At 53.5% G+C, this 16,990-nt stretch carries 15 protein-coding genes and 1 tRNA gene; 15 read left to right on the top strand and 1 reads right to left on the bottom strand.

Annotation, left to right across the window (positions count from 1 at the left end; translation table 11 throughout):
- Positions 1-8 precede the first annotated feature (8 nt).
- From KIH86_RS14650 to KIH86_RS14690, 10 genes are all read left to right on the top strand, one after another.
- Positions 9-911 (top strand): ArsR/SmtB family transcription factor, encoded by a 903-nt coding sequence (locus tag KIH86_RS14650; RefSeq protein ID WP_223085297.1) that lies wholly within the window; start codon positions 9-11, stop codon positions 909-911.
- A gap of 330 nt (positions 912-1,241) precedes the next feature.
- A complete protein-coding gene (locus KIH86_RS14655) occupies positions 1,242-2,444 on the top strand; it encodes an ROK family transcriptional regulator (protein ID WP_223085296.1) in 1,203 nt (400 codons plus the stop codon).
- A 23-nt stretch (positions 2,445-2,467) separates the two neighbouring features.
- A complete protein-coding gene (locus KIH86_RS14660) occupies positions 2,468-3,499 on the top strand; it encodes an ROK family protein (RefSeq protein ID WP_235775424.1) in 1,032 nt (343 codons plus the stop codon).
- A 32-nt stretch (positions 3,500-3,531) separates the two neighbouring features.
- On the top strand, positions 3,532-3,660 hold the full coding sequence (locus KIH86_RS29845) for a hypothetical protein (protein WP_262416521.1): 129 nt from the start codon (positions 3,532-3,534) through the stop codon (positions 3,658-3,660).
- Positions 3,653-5,383, top strand: coding sequence for a prenyltransferase/squalene oxidase repeat-containing protein (locus KIH86_RS14665; RefSeq protein WP_223085294.1), 1,731 nt, complete (start codon positions 3,653-3,655; stop codon positions 5,381-5,383). Before KIH86_RS29845 ends, KIH86_RS14665 begins: the two co-directional genes overlap by 8 nt.
- A gap of 196 nt (positions 5,384-5,579) precedes the next feature.
- Complete coding sequence (locus tag KIH86_RS14670; protein WP_223085292.1) at positions 5,580-9,077, top strand: BadF/BadG/BcrA/BcrD ATPase family protein; 3,498 nt, start codon at positions 5,580-5,582, stop codon at positions 9,075-9,077.
- 2 nt (positions 9,078-9,079) lie between these two features.
- A complete protein-coding gene (locus tag KIH86_RS14675; RefSeq protein WP_235775425.1) occupies positions 9,080-10,624 on the top strand; it encodes a 2-hydroxyglutaryl-CoA dehydratase in 1,545 nt (514 codons plus the stop codon).
- A gap of 63 nt (positions 10,625-10,687) precedes the next feature.
- Positions 10,688-12,115 carry a cardiolipin synthase gene (gene cls / locus KIH86_RS14680; RefSeq protein WP_223110526.1) on the top strand — a complete coding sequence of 476 codons (1,428 nt, stop codon included), beginning with the start codon at positions 10,688-10,690 and terminating at the stop codon, positions 12,113-12,115.
- 247 nt (positions 12,116-12,362) lie between these two features.
- The gene (locus KIH86_RS14685) at positions 12,363-12,665 is read left to right on the top strand and encodes a hypothetical protein (protein WP_223110527.1); all 303 of its coding nucleotides are present in this window, start codon (positions 12,363-12,365) and stop codon (positions 12,663-12,665) included.
- A 127-nt stretch (positions 12,666-12,792) separates the two neighbouring features.
- Positions 12,793-13,668, top strand: a complete 876-nt coding sequence (locus KIH86_RS14690; RefSeq protein ID WP_223085286.1) for an Rpn family recombination-promoting nuclease/putative transposase — start codon at positions 12,793-12,795, stop codon at positions 13,666-13,668.
- Between the two features lie 83 nt (positions 13,669-13,751).
- Here the strand turns inward: KIH86_RS14690 and KIH86_RS14695 are convergent.
- Positions 13,752-13,828: transfer RNA gene (locus KIH86_RS14695), tRNA-Pro, on the bottom strand.
- A gap of 201 nt (positions 13,829-14,029) precedes the next feature.
- Here KIH86_RS14695 and KIH86_RS14700 point away from each other — a divergent pair.
- The 5 genes from KIH86_RS14700 to KIH86_RS14720 are packed head-to-tail and all read left to right on the top strand — an operon-like array spanning position 14,030 to position 16,940.
- On the top strand, positions 14,030-14,818 hold the full coding sequence (locus KIH86_RS14700; protein ID WP_223085284.1) for a B3/B4 domain-containing protein: 789 nt from the start codon (positions 14,030-14,032) through the stop codon (positions 14,816-14,818).
- Entirely contained in the window at positions 14,811-15,533 is a 723-nt protein-coding gene (locus tag KIH86_RS14705) for an AzlC family ABC transporter permease (RefSeq protein WP_223085283.1), read from the top strand. Before KIH86_RS14700 ends, KIH86_RS14705 begins: the two co-directional genes overlap by 8 nt.
- Positions 15,530-15,829, top strand: a complete 300-nt coding sequence (locus tag KIH86_RS14710) for an AzlD domain-containing protein (protein ID WP_223085281.1) — start codon at positions 15,530-15,532, stop codon at positions 15,827-15,829. Before KIH86_RS14705 ends, KIH86_RS14710 begins: the two co-directional genes overlap by 4 nt.
- 29 nt (positions 15,830-15,858) lie before the next feature.
- Positions 15,859-16,542 (top strand): flavodoxin family protein, encoded by a 684-nt coding sequence (locus tag KIH86_RS14715; protein ID WP_223085280.1) that lies wholly within the window; start codon positions 15,859-15,861, stop codon positions 16,540-16,542.
- Positions 16,543-16,598: 56 nt separating this feature from the next.
- On the top strand, positions 16,599-16,940 hold the full coding sequence (locus tag KIH86_RS14720) for a cupin domain-containing protein (RefSeq protein WP_223085275.1): 342 nt from the start codon (positions 16,599-16,601) through the stop codon (positions 16,938-16,940).
- Positions 16,941-16,990 lie beyond the last annotated feature (50 nt).

Here is a 16,990-nt window from a genome sequence, read left to right on the forward strand (position 1 = left end):
AAAATGTCATGTATCTCTCAACCAGCAAAGAGTCGCTGCTCGTCTACGAAGCGCTCGCCAGCGAGGTTCGCCTCAAAATCATCGAGCTGCTCGATGAGCGGCCAAGATCGATTAAGGAATTGGCAGCCGAGCTGTACCTCAGCAGCGCCATTGTCAGTTCGCATGTGAGCAAGCTTCAGGAGGCCGGACTGGTAAGCGGGAAAATGTGCAGGGTGGATGGTGCGACTTATAAAATATGCTCGCTCTCGGCCAACTATTTGCAGATCCGGCTGTCCCGTGCCCAGCAGACGGCGCAGAAGGTCGTTGAATTCTCGGTGCCGATCGGTCAGTACACCGATTTTGAAGCTCATCCGACCTGCGGAATAGCGACGAAGGAACAGATCATCGGCTATTATGACGATCCCCGGTATTTTGCCGACCCCCGGCGGGCGGACGCCGGTATTCTGTGGTTCGCCAAAGGGTATGTGGAATACCGGCTGCCCAATTATCTCGCCTCTGACCAGACGGTTCAGGAAATTGAGATTTCCATGGAAATCGGCTCGGAGGCTCCGAAGATCAGCGAGAAATGGCCGTCCGACATCGGCTTCACCCTGAATGGTGTGGACCTCGGGAAGTGGACAAGCCCTGGAGATTTCGGGGCGACAAAGGGAAGATTCACCCCTGGCTGGTGGCATGCCGATGTGAATCAGTACGGCACGCTGAAGGTGCTGCGTATCCGTAAGACGGGAACATTCATGGACGGGCAGCAGATGTCGGGGATTAGCCTGGATGATGTGGACTGGCGCAAGGAGCAGTGGAGCCTCCGGATAACGGCGGAGCCGGCGGGCCGGAGAAGGGGAGGACTAACTGTCTTCGGGCGGGGATTCGGCAATTATGATCAGGATTTGAATATCCGTGTGTATTACGAATAAGCGGCGAAGATATCTTCATCATGCCAGCGGTCGCTACCGGTCAGCCCTTTCAAATGCACCTAGATAACTGGAATTGGGCTGCCGGAAAATAAATGCTGGAACTAAGTCCAAACCTTCTGTATTATTAGTTAATAAATTTAACTAACTAAATCAGGTTTGTGTTCGAGACTGCTAAGCAAGGCGACACTCCCTTTGAGAGAAATAAGTCTGAGAGAAGAAGTTTGAGAGAAGAAGTTTGAGAGAAGAAGATATTCGAGGGAAACAGAGGTTTGAAAGAAAAAAAGAAGTTCGAGTGAAAAAAGTTTGAGAGAAGAGGAAGCAGGGGTTGAAATGAAAGGAAGCTCATCAGGCACTCCCGCCTACCTGAGAAATTTGAATGAATGGACGCTTCTTGAGCGGATCATTGCAGACGGACCGCTCTCCCGCGCAGAGCTAAGCCGGCGGACGGGGCTGAGCAAGCCAACGGTATCATCTGCCATTCTTCAACTGATTGAACGCGGCTTGGTCAGGGAAACCGGGAGGGGAGATAACTCGCAGGGACGGAAATCCACACTGCTCGAATTCAACCGGACCTGTTATTACGTGCTCGGAATCGACCTCGGGGCGACCCGGATTCGAACGGCGCTCGGGGATCTGGAGGGGCAGCTCTGTGGCTTCAGGCAGACTCCGATGCCGAAAGAAGGCATGCAGGGTGCGGAGCTTCAGGCCTTGATTCTGGCCGAAGCGGAGGCTCTGCTGCTGGAGCAGGGCATGACATGGCGCAGCATCCAGGCCGCCACAATCGGGATACCGGGCATCGTCGACACGGCATCGGGGGAGGTATCCCAGCTTGTGCCGCCGCTCCCTGGAGCGGAGCAATCGCTCTCGCGGGCGCAGCTGAACGCGCTGCTTCCGGTGCGCGTCGAGACGGAGAATGATGTGAATCTGGCCGCGCTGGCCGAATTCACGATACAGGGCGGCGCAGAATCCGGCCCCCTGCTCTATTTCTCGTTGGGGGAGGGAACCGGCGGAGGTCTGGTTCTGAATGGGGCCATCTTCCACGGCTTCCGGGGAGCGGCCGGCGAGTTCGCCAACATGACGCTTCACGGAGAGCGAGTGGAGGAGGTTCTCTCCGCAGGCGGGCTGATGCGTCTGGCAGCCCGCTTCGGCGGAGAAGCGGGAGAGAGAGAAGGCCGCTCGCTGAAGGAGCCCGGAGTGTCGCCGGAAAGATTGATTGAACAGGCACGGGGCGGAGATGCTGCGGCCATGGCTGTAATGGACGCCTATTGCGAACTGCTGGCCGAAGCACTCATCAATCTCTGCGCCGTGATCGCTCCCGAGACGGTGGTGCTCGGAGGAGGCATCGGTCGCAATGCCGATGTGCTGCTTCCGCGACTCGAGAGACGGCTGTCCGGATTCTACAGCCGTCCATGCCTGGACGTTACCCGGCATCAGGAGAAGGATGTCGTTCTGGGAGCCATTCAGACAGCGGTACAGGCGGCTCTTCGGCACATCCGGGAGGCCTATCAATCGTCGTCTCCATCTAATAATTGAAATTGAACATGGAGGTACTGACCTTGACAACCGACAGCAGAGAGTCACACAGCCCTATTTATTGCGCAGGATTGGATATCGGAGGAACCAAGACATTGATTTGTCTGACTGATGAGAATGGAGTCATTCAAACCGAACATAAGCTTGAGACCAAGCTAAGCCGCGATCCCCGGCAGTTTTTTCTGTGGCTGTTCGTGGAATTGGACCAGTTGTGCCGAACATACGGCTCATCGCTTGCCGCACTCGCCGGGATCGGCATCGGACTGCCGGGCGTCATGAATGAATCGACGGGCATCCTGTCGAGTGCCCCCGCACTGAATTGGCCGTATGAAGACATAAGGGCTATTATTTCCCGCTATTATACCGGCGTTGTCGTACTCGACAATGATGTCAACATGGCTGCGCTTGGAGAGCAGGATGCCGGAGCGGCTGCCGGTGCGGAGCATTTTATGATGATTACAATCGGAACCGGCATTGGAGGAGCGCTCTTCCTGAACGGACAGCTGTACCGTGGAGCCCGCTATTCCGCCGGGGAAATCGGTTATCTGAATTTGGGACCCGTGGCAAATGAAAGCATGGGGGGACATGCGGGTGACAAGCCAGAGGACAGCGAATTCGGGCCGTTCGAACTGGTTGTATCGGGAACCGGCATTGGCAGACAGGCCGCTGAGCTTGTACGGGATGCTTCAGCTGACACGCTGATCCGGAAGCTGGCTTCCGGGACCGTTCCCGAGGCCAGGCATGTGTTCGAAGCCGCGATGCAAGGAGACGCTGCGGCGGTTTCGATCCTAAACCGGGCTTATGATCTGATGGCGCTAACGATCAAGAACATGCTGATTACCCTTGATCTGGAGCTGATTGTGCTTGGCGGAGGCGTCGTTGAGAAGAATGCGGGCTATGAGACGGAGATTGCGGAACGAGTCAGCCGCTACACGCCTCGACTTTCCGTTCCAATTCGTAGAGCCAAGCTCGGCAACAGCGCCGGCGCTATCGGCGCGGCGGCTGCTGCAAGAAGCAGACTGACGGCGACTGGCCGCAGTCCGATGACTCTCTGATATTAGGTGCATAGGGGAGGACGATCTGAACAATGAAACAGGAAACGGGAATCGTGAGAGGAAGATTTGCGCCCAAGAGCAGAGAGTCGGAAGTGTTGCTGGTCAAGATGCGCGGGCTTTATCTTTTTACAGGGCTGGCCGGGAGGAGAACTCATGTTTAACAAGCTAACCGCCTTGAACGACAAATGGACCGAGGAATCGGTCCAGCGGCAAATTATGGACAAGGATAACCGTTATTTTGGGGGCATACGCGATCCGTTTACCGGCGTCGCCTGGCCCAGCCATACCGGCACCGCGCTGATCCTGGCAGTATGGACCGGCTCGCTGCTGGGTTCGTCTTCCGGGTATTACAGAAGCCTTGAACTTCTGGCCAGGCTGGAAGAGGGGATGGATTTCATGCTGCGCTTTCAGCATGAAGACGGCACCATCTCCCCCGGCTGGACCAATTATCACTCCCCGCCGGACACGGCGTTTGTCGTCGTCGGTCTGGCCAATGTGCTCACGCTTCTAAATCGGGAGGAATGGGACAAGCTTGACGATTTAACCGGAAAGGTCGGATTGTTCCTACAGCGGACGATTCCGGCTATGCTGACCGGCGGTGTGCATACGCCCAATCACCGGTGGGTGCTTACGGCGGCTCTGGGTTCGCTGTTCCGCATCTTTGGCCTCCCAGAGCTGAAGTCGCGGGCCGATGAATGGCTTCGGGAGGGAATGGACATTACGCCTGACGGCGAATGGACCGAGCGGAGCAACGGAATCTACAACACGGTCAGCGACATTATGCTCTATTACGCTGCGCAGGATCTCGAACGTCCGGAGCTGCTGGAGCCGGTCCGCCGGAATCTGCGGATGATGAAATATCTGGTACATCCTGACGGTGAAGTCGTGACCGATTACTCGGGGCGCCAGGACTTCGGTAGCATCCACACGCTTGAGGATTATTATCTCACGTATAAGCTGATGGCCGAGCATGATCAGGACCCCGAATTCGCCGCCATGGCTGAACTGGCCGGTGCAGGGGTAACGAATCCCGGCTCGCTTCCGAACAACAGCATGCTGGGATTTCTGCTGTATCCGCAAATGCATGCCAATTCCGTTGCGCCGGGCGAGCTGCCCGTCACTTACCGGAAGGTCATCAACCAGACCTTCAACCGGCAGGAGCTGCTGTCCGGCATCGAGAAGGCCGGTCACGGCGGCCGGATTTACCATAGCAAGCTGCACACGGAGTTCGGCGCGCCGGTTGCCCGCATCCGCCGGGAGAAGACGAGCGCCACCGTCATGACGGAGACCTCCTCATTCTTCTCGCTAAGACATGGCAAAGCCCGTCTGCTCGGTGTCCAGCTTGCTTCCAGCTTCGAGCCGGGGCTTATCACCATGACCTCGATGGAGGAAGCGGGAGATGCTTACAGACTGGAAACTGTCATGGAAAAAGGTTACTACGGCCCGGTTCCGGAGGAGAAGCTGCCGCTTTCCGCCGATGGGCCGTCCAGCCCCTGGTATCTGCTCCCGCATCAGGATCGCCCGCTAACCCATGCCCAGCGCTGCCGGGTGCATGCTGTCGTCACGGAAACAGACGAAGGCTGGAAGCTGCATCTCATTTCGGAGGAGCCGTCCGACGTTTTAACTCAGGTTGTTCTGCTGTTCGGCTCCGAAGGAAGCCTCGAGGGCAAGCTGTTGCCGGCTCCCGGACTGAGAGACTCCTCGTTCTGGACCGGAGGGAAGCTGCGTTATATGTCCGGGGAAGATTGGATGGAGCTGGACCATGGAGTCCATGACCATATACAGGCCGGGATTCGAGGAATGGCGTATCCGGACGGCTGCCTCAAGGTAATCGTCAACCTGATTACGCCACTGGACTACACGGTTACGATCAGGCTTTCATAGAAGCGGGTCGCTGGGGTGTTTTAACGATTACCTTGGAGTAACTCCATAGCTCCTGCAGCCTCTAAGCTGTCGAGAACGTCTCGGCGGCTTTTTGCTTTTTTTGAATAGAAAATTATTACTTTTATTGTATATTGTGATAAATATCATTCTTTTAGTGTAAATTAACTGAAAACAAACGGAAGCGGGAGATGTGTTTATGACTATCATCGCCCAACGGGCGGGCTCCTTGATCATCGGGATCGACATTGGCTCGACCACAGTCAAAGCAACTGTAGTGGACCCGGACAGCAAAGCTATCCTCTGGTCGGACTATCAACGCCATCATACGAAGCAGGCGGAGAAAGTAATGGAATTATTGCTTGTCATCGGCAGCAAATTTCCGGACGTCAAGCAGGACAACATTCGCGTCTTTGCGACCGGCTCCGGCAGCGGGCCTATTGCTCCGCATATCGGAGCTAAATTTGTGCAGGAAGTCAACGCGGTTACCATGGCCGTGGAGCAGCTGCATCCCGAAGCCGGGAGCGTCATCGAGCTTGGAGGGCAGGATGCCAAGATCATCATTTTCAAGGAGAACAAGGAGACGGGGACCAAACAAGTATTCACATCCATGAACGATAAATGCGCATCCGGGACCGGGGCGACGATCGACAAATGCATGATCAAAGTGGGGATGCCTATGGAAGAGGTGGGCAAGCTGCATTTTGATGATTCGAAGCTGCACCATGTGGCTGCCAAATGCGGAGTATTTGCCGAGACGGATATCGTGAACTTGGTGAAGAGCGGCATTCCTTCGCCGGAAATCATGTGCTCGCTGGCAGATGCGATCGTCATGCAGAACCTTTCCGTACTCACGCGCGGCAATACGCTCCGCCACCGTGTGCTGCTCCTGGGAGGACCGAATACGTATCTGCCCTTTCTGCAGGAATGCTGGCAGAAGCGGATTCCACAGACCTGGCGGGATCGGGGATACGATTATCCGTCCAACGAGGCAATCGAGGACCTGATATTTGTCCCGGACCACTCGCAGTATTATGCCGCTTACGGAGCGGTTCTGTACGGGCTGCATGAACCGGCGGATGCCGGTCTATACCAAGGGCTGGAGGTGCTGAAGGCGTATGTTGCACATGGACGCAATGCCAGATTGGGCGAAAAAGCAGGGCCGCCGCTGGCAGGCTCCGCAGACGAGTTGAATCAATTCCGCCTCATCTACAGCATTCCCCGGTTCGAGCAGACGGTCTTTGCTCCGGGGGAGAAGGTTAAGGCGGTGATCGGCGTTGACGGCGGGTCCACTTCATCGAAAGCCGTTCTGGTGGACGAGCAGGGACGGATTCTCCTGAAGGAATACCAGCTCTCCAAGGGGAATCCGCTGGAGGACACGAAGGAAATGCTGCTTCGCATTCGTGACAAGGTGCGGAAGCAGGGAGCCCAATTGGAGATTATCGGCTTCGGCGCCACGGGATATGCCGCGGATGTTCTGGAACAGACACTGAAGGCGGATGTCAATATCGTGGAGACCGTCGCCCATATGATGAGTGCGGTCCGTCAATTCGGTGACATCGATGTCATCTGCGACATCGGAGGACAGGATATCAAGGTTCTGTTCCTGAAGAACGGGGATATCCGAAACTTCAAGCTGTCGAATCAATGCTCGGCCGGGAACGGAATGCTGCTGCAAGCAATGGCCGACCAGTTCGGGATTCCAGTACAGGATTATGCAGACACGGCCTTCAGGGCCGGCCTCAGCCCGAAATTTACTTACGGCTGCGCCGTGTTCCTCGACGCGGACCGGGTGAATTTTCAGAAAGAGGGATATTCCGCAGAAGAATTGCTCGCCGGACTTGCTCTTGTCCTGCCGAAGAACATCTGGCAGTACGTCGTTCAGATTCCGCGCATGGCCGAACTTGGCCGCAAGTTCGTGCTCCAGGGCGGCACCCAATATAATCTGGCTGCGGTTAAAGCCCAAGTCGATTACATCATGCAGAGGGTTCAGGATGCCGAAGTTTACATTCATCCGCATCCCGGAGAAGCAGGGGCGATCGGAGCGGCAATGGAGACGCTGCGCGTGGTCAAGCGCCGGGGTTATTCGACCTTTCTTGGGCTCGATGCGGCGATTGACCTCCGCTATGTCAGCCGGAACGATGACTATACCCGCTGCCAGTTTTGTCCCAATCACTGCAGCCGCACCTTCATCGACTCCAGGACGCCGGATGGTCAAACCGCCCGCTACATTTCCGGCTTCTCCTGCGAGAAAGGCACGGTGGAAGACCAGGAAGCGGTCGTCAAGCTGATGAAGGAGCGGCAGCAACTGAGACAGCAGTATCCCAATCTCGTCGAATACGAGGCGCGCCGCATGTTCCAGCATCTCTACGATGCCGAGCCGCTGCCCGAATCGGAGCCAATTTCGCAGGAGGCTGCCCGCTCGAAGCCAGGCTGGCTTCACGGCTTGCGCGGCAGGCAGTCCAAGCCAGGCCAGATCAGCTTTACGCGCTCTTCCGCAGAGGCGATGGATCGGCGAGGCAAGATGCGCATCGGGATTCCCCGGGTACTGAACATTTGGTCAACGGCGCCCTTTTGGCGTACCTATTTCGAAGCGCTCGGCGTAGGCGGACGAAACATCGTATTCAGCGATTACACCAGCGAAGGCATGTGGCAGGAAGGCGGGAAGTACGGCTCGATCGACCCGTGCTATCCGTCAAAAATAGCCCAAGCCCATGTTCACAATTTGCTGTTCAAGCATCATGAGGTTAAGGCGCTGGATATTCTCTTTTTCCCGTGCATCACCCATCTGCCGACCTATTTGAACCATGTGATGGATTCATCAAGCTGCCCGGTCGCGGCCGGCGCCCCGAACGTGATCAAGGCCGCTTTTACCAAGGAAGTGGATTTCTTCGCTGCGCGGGGAATTGCGTATATGGACCCGGCCGTGACGTTTATCGAACGGAATCTGATGAAAAGACAGCTGTATGACGCGTTTGCGGACATTTTGCAGATCACCGAGGACGAAAGTGATTTTGCCGTAGAGCAGGGCTGGAAGGCGATGGAGCAATTCGATGCGGAAATGAAGGAGAAGGGGCGGCTCATCCTGGAGCAGGTTGAACGGGAAAATCGCCTCGCCATCTTGATGATCGGGCGTCCCTACCATTCCGATCCGGGTTTGAATCACGGCGTACTTGATGAGTTTCAGGTACTGGGTTATCCCATCCTGTCCATGCGTTCGATTCCTACAGACGAAGCCTGGCTGCGCCGCTTCTTCGACGGCGACCTGAGGAGCGGGCGGGTGGCGACCGCGCTTGAAGTCGGCGATGTGTGGCCGGAGAATTTCAGCGCCAATAGCGCGCAAAAAGTATGGGCGGCCAAGTTCGCTGCACGCCATCCCCATGTGGCGGTGCTGGATCTGTCCAGCTTCAAATGCGGTCATGACGCACCGACCTATGGGCTGATCGATTCGATCATCTCCGCGGCTGGCGCCCCTTACTCGGCGCTTCATGAAATCGACGGCAACAAGCCGGGCGGATCGATCAAAATCCGGGTCAAGACGTATGCTCACAGCCTGGGGCTGCACGAAGAGCGCTTGCAGGATTTGGCCCGCAAAAAAGCGGAGCTGCAGCATTACATCGAACAAAAACGGGCGGAGCTGTCAGGTCTGAAGCAAGACGGGTATACCGGAGCGATCTCGTACAAAGGAGTGAATTGAGCATGGCAGTTGACATACAGGAACATCTTGCAGGCTTGGATCAAGAGTTCAAAGTCCATTGGTTCGAACCCGCTCCGGGCCGGTTCCTGGCCAAAGATAAAGCCGCCACGACAATTCTGTTCGGGGGACTGACGATGGCGCAGGATTATTTGCTGGAGGGAGCGCTGAAAGGAATGGGATACCGGGTGCAGCATTTGGACTGCCCGGACAATGAGTCGCTCCGCTGCGGCAAGGAATTCGGCAATCGCGGGCAGTGCAACCCGACTTATTTCACTGTGGGAAATCTCATCAAGCATCTGCAATACCTTCGTGATGTGGAAGGCAAATCGAAGGAGGAAATTGTTTCTAACTACCTGTTCGTCACCAGCGGGTCCTGCGGCCCCTGCCGCTTCGGCACCTACATTACGGAATACCGGAAAGCTCTGCGCGATGCGGGGTTCGGCGGTTTTCGCGTGCTTGAGTTCAAGCAGACGGACGGGCTGAAACAGGCGGCAGGCGGAGAATCGGCGCTGAAGCTGAATGCACCGTTCTTCATCGGTGTACTGAAGGCTGTTCTGCTTGGAGACATTTTATATGCGCTGGCTTATCGGATTCGTCCTTATGAGCTGAAGACCGGTTCAACGGACGCCGCCCTGGAGCATTGCAAGCTATACCTATACGAAGCGCTGAGCAAGCACAAGCCGCTGCTGCCGGCGCTTCTCAAATGCCGTGGGGAATTTCATGCCGTGTCCGTGGATCGTACCAGGGTCAAGCCAAGGGTCAGCATAATCGGCGAGTTCTGGGCGATGACGACCGAGGGGGACGGGAACTACCGGCTGCAGCGCTTTTTGGAGAGCGAGGGAGCCGAGGTGGAGGTACAGCCGCTAACGGCCTGGATTCTGTTCCTCATCTGGTCCGGGCGTTTCGATACCTCACAGCGAATCGGTCTGCGTAATGCCGACCCCGGCAAGAACGGTCTGATGGGGAAGAAGCCCTACTCCCGCTTGCGTATGTTATGGCTTGCGGATCGCTCCGTCCGTGTCCTGTTTCAAGCCTATGCCAGAATCATGGGTCTGCGTCGGTATCCTCTTCCTGATATGGAGGAGATCGCCGATGTCGCCCATGAGTTCTATAACAACCAGCTGCGCGGCGGGGAGGGGCATATGGAGGTGGGCAAGCTGATTCTGAACGTGGTGAAGCGGAAAGTGAACATGACCATTTCGGTCAAGCCCTTCGGCTGCATGCCTTCATCCGGCGTGTCGGACGGTGTGCAGTCGCTGATCACCGAGAAATATCCCGAAGCTATCTTTCTGCCGATCGAAACGACGGGGGATGGAGCGGTCAATGTGTACAGCCGGGTGCAGATGATGCTGTTCAAAGCCAAGCAGGCCGCGCAGAAGGAGTTCGAGGAAGCATTGGCACACCGGAACCTGTCGCCGGGTCAGCTTCAGCCCAAGAACTATAGGAGATTCGGCGATCCGCTGCGGGTCAGCCGTCACGTTGTTGCCTGTACAGCAGCGAATGGCGTATACGGCTTGACCGGAAAGTTCATAAGATATAACAGTTAGCCAGTATCCGGGAACGGAGCTCTGAATAAACCATTCAGACCTGTGATACCCTTTACTACGGGGGTGAGACTGACATTGCTGTGGGCCATTGCAGCGCTTTTTCTAGAGGCTATTCAAATCATTGCGATTGTAATCTTCGAGCTTCGGCGTCCGTATAAAGCGATCACCTGGGTCGTCGTCGCTGCCGTTCTTCCGCTGATTGGCTACGTCCTTTATTTTTTTATAGGTAAGGAATATGCCGACAAGCGTCCGGACAATCCAGAGGATAAGCTGCTGCTCGAACAAGTCAGGGAACAGTTGTCGGACCGGGGCCGGCGGAAGCTGACAGAGGAATGTCCGGATGCCGCAGCGAGTCCGAATGGCAGTCCGGGTCTGAAGCCGGGACATACGGCAGCTCTCCCTGTGACGGCCGGCAATAAGACGGCTGTGTTCTCCAAGGGAGAACAAGCCTTTGAAGATATGCTTCGGGCCATCGCCTCGGCCAGACATCATATCCATATCGAATTTTATATTATCCGTGATGATCATCTCGGCTCCCGCTTTCAGCAGTTATTGATCCGCAAAGCCCGGGAAGGAGTTAAGGTGAAGCTGATCTATGACGGAATCGGCTGCCTTAAATTGAAGAAGTCTTTTGTGAACCGATTGCATGAGGCCGGGGCGGAAACCGGATGTTTTTCCCCTCCGTTCCTCTCTTTTTTTACCGGACGCCTGAATTATCGCAACCATCGGAAGATCGTGGTCGTGGATGGCCGAATCGGGTATTTCGGCGGTCTAAACATCGGGGATGAATATTTGGGGAGAGATCCGAAAATCGGTTATTGGAGAGACACTCATTTCCGGATCGAGGGCGATGCGGTTGGCTGGATTCAATTTGCGTTTCTGACCGACTGGTATTTCGTGAAAAGAGTTTTGCTGACCGATCCGGACTATTATCCGCTTCAGGAAGGCAAGGGGAAGGAGCGGGTGCGTATGATAAAAAGCGGACCTGACGAACCCATACATGAACTCTTCTTCTCCTGCTTTGCTTCCGCCAAGAGAAGGATCTATATCGAATCCCCCTATTTCGTGCTGGAGCCCGGAATTATTCTGGCTTTGCGGACGGCAGCCGTTACCGGAGTCGATGTTCGCATCATTTTGCCGGCTGTTCCGGATTCGAAATTCGTTCACCTGGCCTCCATGTCTTATGTGCAGGAATTGCTGCAGGCCGGAGTCCGCTTCTATCTGTATGAGAAAGGTTTCCTCCACGCCAAGGTCATCATTGCCGATGATCTGGCTTGTTCCGGATCAGCCAATATGGATATTCGCAGCTTCTATGGACAATTCGAATTGCATGCGATCTTCTATGACGGGACGACTGTCGACAGACTGGTCCATGACTTTGACAGGGACTTGCAGGAAAGTCGGGAAATCGAGCTGTCCCAATATGCACAACGACCGCAAATCCAAAAATACAAAGAGACGATTGCCCGCCTGTTCTCGCCTTTGCTATAAGGATTGATCCCGATTTCAGCCAACTGCACCGTATCAGAAAATCCTCTCCCGACTGGGGTCCGGACTGTCATCTTCTTCCGGGCTCCGGTTCAGTCAGGTCATTTATGTTACCGCTTTCGAAAAACTATGTTTTTTTCCGTTATGACTAAAGTTGCATCCTTATGACGAGGGGGCATCTTTCTATAATTAAAAGGGAAGAAGAAGCATCGTAACCCTGTATCCCTTTTGGAATATTACGGTGCTGGCTTTGAACAACGCCCTGGACACGCTCCGGGGAGGGATGATCTATCTGTGGCCCAGAAACTTTACGCTGGACAATTTCAAGGTTATCAAATACACCGGCAGGCAGCTGTACTGCGGTGAGTTCGGCGTGATCGACACGGCGCCGGCGGACAGTGCCGTCCGCTGGGTCAAGGATGTAGTAGAGCTGCTGGACGCATACGGCATCGGCCACGCTTACTGGAACTATAAGGAAATGGACTTCGGCCTGGTCGACCGGCATGGAAACGTCGCGAACGAAGAGCTTGTCGGAGCGCTGTTCGGCAAGTAAGTTACTTATACAGTATGAGTATAGCGCTAGAGCCGCAAGGGTATGGCCGCAAGGTCAAAACCTTGCGGCTCTTGTCCGTGTACCGATAGCTGTACCGCCGGAAATTTTGTTATAATAAACCTAAAGAATGGAGTTGGCCGATGTGGAACTGCTTGATCCGAGAGTGGATTTTGTATTCAAACGAATCTTTGGCAGCGAGAACAACAAGGATGTGCTGTTGGCTTTTCTGAACCGGATTTTCACCGAAGCGGGGGAACCGCCACTCACAGAGATTATCCTGATGAATCCCTACACTGACAAGGACGATCCGCTCGATAAGCAATCCATCTTCGATGTATATGCGAAGACCGCTGAGGGCAAGTTGATAGACATTGAGATGCAATTGTTCAACAAATACGATATCGAGAAGCGGACGCTGTTCTACTGGAGCAAGCGGTATGCCAGCCAGCTTCAGGAAGGCGAGAAGTACCAGGAGCTGAAGAAGTGCGTTACCATCAACATTCTGAACTATGCCTTCTTGCCGAATGATGAATACCATAATGTATTCCATCTCCGTGAAGACCGCTCGGGAATACTGCTGATTGACGATATTGAGATACATTTTTTGGAGCTGCCGAAGCTGGATGATGCCATTCCCTCGAACGGCGGCTTGGAGAACTGGCTGCTGTTCCTCAAAGGCGTGGATACAACTCATTGGGAGGTGCTGAAGATGAATGAGCCGGGACTTGAGAAGGCCATGGATACGCTGCAATACTTGAGCCAGGATTCGGAGGCCCGCCGCTTGTACGAGGCCCGTCAGAAATACCTGCATGACGAAGCGTCGATGCTCGAAGGGGCCAAGCAAGCTGGGATGAAGGCGGGTATACAAGAGGGGATGAAGGCAGGAGTGCAAGCAGGAATCAAGGAAGTCGCCAGGAACATGCTGGCACTGAATCTGGACATCGCCACCATTGCCACAGCAACCGGATTGTCGGAGCAGGAGATACTTGCACTGAAGAAATAGAGCTGAGGGAGCTTCCAAAACGCGGAGCTCCCTTTTTACGTACAAAAAAACCCTTGATTTCTCAAGGGTTTAACATTCATATATGGTCGAGACGACAGGATTTGAACCTGCGACCTCTTGCTCCCGAAGCAAGCGCTCTACCAAGCTGAGCCACGTCTCGATACTGGGAAGTAATTCACATTGTTTGTCCGAACAATTAATGATTATACGCCTTGTTTTTCAGATTGTAAATAGCTATTTCCAGACCGGATGGCAGCTCATGTGGCGGATTGGTATGGCCAATTGGCTGGCAATTGGTATTTTAATAATAATGTGTATTTAAGGTATTATATTCCATGTAACGTACTGAAGGAGGATCAAGATGGATAATAACCCTGCGGGTAGAACGGAATACGGCAGATCGTTCAAGGTGGAATTTTCGGAGGATGTCTTTGACGTTGCCCCGGATTTGCATGTCGGGCTGATCGCCGTTCCGCAAGTAGCCAACCTGGGCAAGGATTCGGAAGTTAAGGCATTGTTGGCTCATATGGAACAGGAAATTCTGAACTCAGGATTGCAAAAAGATGCGGTGAGCGAACTATCGACCATTGCAGCCTGGCGGAAAGTATACACTCAATTTGGCGTCAAGCCCGCAAGGTATCCTTGCGCAGCGGAATCGCTTATCAGGCGCGTCATTGAGCTGGGGTCATTGCCCCGAATCAATACATTGGTGGATCTGTGCAATGCAATCTCTTTGAAATCCCGCACGCCCATCGCATCCTGTGATATTACGAAGATACCGGAATTCACCATCAGAAGGGCCGTGGGGACTGAACAATTCTTGCCCATTGGCAAGGTGGAGGAATTCGAGTTCCCTTCGTCCGGCGAGATCATTTATGCGGATAATGCAGGCAGGGCGCATTCCCGGCGATGGAACTGGAGACAGAGCGATTATATCAAGACAACGTCCGAGTCCTCACAGATGCTGTTTACAGTTGAGGCCGTACATAAAGAAGCCAAAGTGCTGGTTGAGGCAACGACGTTTCTGTTACATGAGTTGCTGCAGCCGTTCACCGGAGAAGGGGGATCTGAATGGGCTTTTATTCACAAGAATTCTACTGCGCATGTCTTTCAACTCAATGCCGGGGAGGTTCTCATAAATCGTGAGTGATGCAATGAGGCAAGTGAGGCAGGGGCTTATCGACTCCGTTCCCATCGTTATCGGATATATTCCGGCATGCATCACCTTCGGACTTGTTGGCAAGGCACTCTTATTGAGTGATCTGGAAGTATTCCTCCTCTCCGCAGTGGTCTACGCCGGAGCCAGCCAGTTTATAGGTGCCAAATTACTGGCGACGGGAACTGCCGCACCTATCATTTTGCTGCTAACGTTTGTTATAAACTTGCGATATTTTTTTCTAGGCATGTCGTTCTCTTCAAGGATGGACCGAAGTTCACGCCTGTTCCACAGAGGAATTGTTGGATTTGGACTAACGGAGGAAGTGTATGCCGTAAGCATGATGTCAGACAAAAATCGCAGAGACACAAGCAACCATTCGTTAGCTTACTTGATGGGATTGGAGGCCGCCCCATATGCCGTCACGCTGATCTCAACGTATGCAGGGATAATGCTCGCAGAATATATTCCTTCTACAATTTTGCCGGCACTCAACACTTCCCTTTACGCTCTGCTTATTGCACTGGTGATCCCGCAAATTCGGCGGAATAGAAAAAATCTGGCCATTTGCATCTCTGCCGCCGCTTCCTCCTGGCTGCTGCATCCATTGCTGGGAAATGCGACTGTAGTGGTTTCCATGATCATTGGAGCATGCGTCGGCGGAATAATCCCTTCCAAAGAAGAGAAGATCAGGAGTGAAGTGATGTGACGATCGTGTTGATTCTTGGAATGGGCTTGATTACCTTTTTGTTTCGCTTTACTCCTTTGCTGCTTGTCCGCAAGACAGACATTGAGGAGAGAAAGAACTGGTTTCTGGAGAATCTTCCATTGGCTGTACTCAGTGCATTAATTATTCCCGGCATTTTTCAGGTGGATAATGAAACGCCAATGGTCGGAGTTTCGGCGGGTATCGTTGCAATTGTTCTCGTGCTGTTGAAGAAAGTTCCTTTGTTTGGAGTGATTATAGCTTCTGTTTCCGTTGCTGTCCTTGTTAAAATCCTATAATCTATTAACAATGGGAGGCTTTTTCATAAATGGATAATAATCCTGTGGAACTTCTAGCTATATGCGGATCGACCCGCATCGGTGGTAATACAGATCAAATCCTGCAATATTGCAATGAAATAGCCGTCCAAAGAGGAGCAAATCTTTCAGTATTGAATCTAAGAGACTTTAATATCTCTGCTTGCGGGACTTGCGGGGATTGCAACAATCGGGAGAATCATTGCGGGCTGACCGACGATATGCCGTACATTGTGCAGATGATGCAGAAGGCCGATGGAATTATTTATGCGGTTCCCGTTCACGGCTTTGGTATGGGGCACTTGATGCAAATATTTATTGAAAGATCGGGTGTATGCTATCTCCGGTTCGAAAGGCCGCTTACGAATAAAGTTGGTGGAGCTATCATTACTGGCCGGCGCTACAATCATCAGCAGGTGCACTCACAGATTGTAAGCAATATTCTGCTGAATCGAATGATTATGGTAGGGAGCGGATTTCCCGCTCTTCTGCATGCTGGACAAGCCAATGAGGCATTTAATGATATGGAGGGGCTGGATTCGATCCGCAGAATGGTCAACCGGATGATTGATATGATCGCAGCCATGAAGCATTACACGCAGATTACGAGTCATTCCTTTTTACAGTGTGAGGAAGATAATGAGCGGAGCATATGTAAGGATGAACTTATGCGCTTGCAGGCACCGCTGATTTAATAGATTTACCTTTATTAGGTTTCCATATATTAATCATAAACTGGAGGTTGATGGTTGTGACGAACAAGGAACTGGAAGCTCTTGGCGGTATTGATTTTCCTAACATGGAATGGACGAGCTGGGAAAAGCCCGGCGCAAATGGACGTGTGAAAATCTGCTATATCGGAAACAAGCGGTTTCGGTTGCTGGAGCTTCCTCCGGGATTCAATGAAGAGCACTGGTGCCTCAAAGGACATGTCGGCTATGTGCTGCAGGGGGAATTCACGATTCATTACGAGGATCGGAAGGTGTCCTGCAGACCGGGCATGGGATTCTCGATCCCTGATGGAGACCCTCATCGGTCACAGGGAATGGAAGGCAGTCCGACTCTAGTCTTTGTTGTTGATGAAGTGGAATAAAACAGATTGGAGTGTGAATAACTCTTGCATCCCATTCAAGTAAACACAGA

The organism is Paenibacillus sinensis (genome assembly GCF_019904155.1).
In the GTDB taxonomy this organism is placed as follows: Bacteria; Bacillota; Bacilli; order Paenibacillales; family Paenibacillaceae; genus Paenibacillus_AQ; species Paenibacillus_AQ sinensis.